Here is an 825-nt window from a genome sequence, read left to right on the forward strand (position 1 = left end):
GGTGTTCGCCGCCAACGGCATCACCGGCGGCTTCGGGATGACCGGGCGGTTCGCCCAGCAGAACCCCGCCGAAGCGAAGAACGTCGCCGCCCAGGGCCACAAGATCTTCAATCACAGCTATAGCCACCCGGACTTTCTGACGCTGACCCAGGCGCAACGCTGGGCGCAGCTCGACAAGGCCGAGGCGGCGTTCCGCGCGGCCGGCGTCGCCTCGGCGGGCTGGTTCCGGGCGCCGTACCGCTCCGGGTACCTCGACGCGGGTCTCAATCGGGATCTGGCCCTGCGCGGCTACTACATCAACGCGGACTGGACCTTTGACACGACGGGCTACAAGGGCGCCGACTGGGCGACGGTGAGCAGCCGGATCGACAAGTACACCGTGCCCGGCGCGATCATCGTGATGCACGTGTCGATCCCGTCCACCGACCCGGGCAACCTGCAGCGGATCATCGACAAGCTCAAGGGCATGGGGTACGGCTTCGTGAGCCCCTGGCAGGCGGTGACCCGCACCGCGATCCGGGCCAAGTACCTCGCCGCGGGCGGCCGGAGCTCGGCCTTCGGCGCCGCCACCACCGGTGAGCTCACCGCGACCACGGCCGGCACCGCCGTGCAGTGGTTCCAGAAAGGACGGATCTACTACTCGCCGGCCACCGGGGCGCACTACGTCTGGGGCGCCATCCTCGCCAAGTACAAGGCGATGGGCACGGTGAGCTCCGTGCTGAAGTTCCCGACGACCGACGAGATGACCGGGGCCGGCGGCGGCTGGTACCACCACTTCCAGGGCGGCTCGATCTACTGGCTGGCCGCGGCCGGCGGCGGCCACGT

Annotated in this window: 1 protein-coding gene; it reads left to right on the forward strand. The window is 69.6% G+C overall.

Annotation, left to right across the window (positions count from 1 at the left end):
* Window positions 1-825 (forward strand): polysaccharide deacetylase family protein (locus ODJ79_RS46630; RefSeq protein WP_263030192.1); only part of this gene is annotated, 825 nt, incomplete at both ends.

The organism is Actinoplanes sp. KI2 (assembly GCF_025630775.1).
In the GTDB taxonomy this organism is placed as follows: Bacteria; Actinomycetota; Actinomycetes; order Mycobacteriales; family Micromonosporaceae; genus Actinoplanes.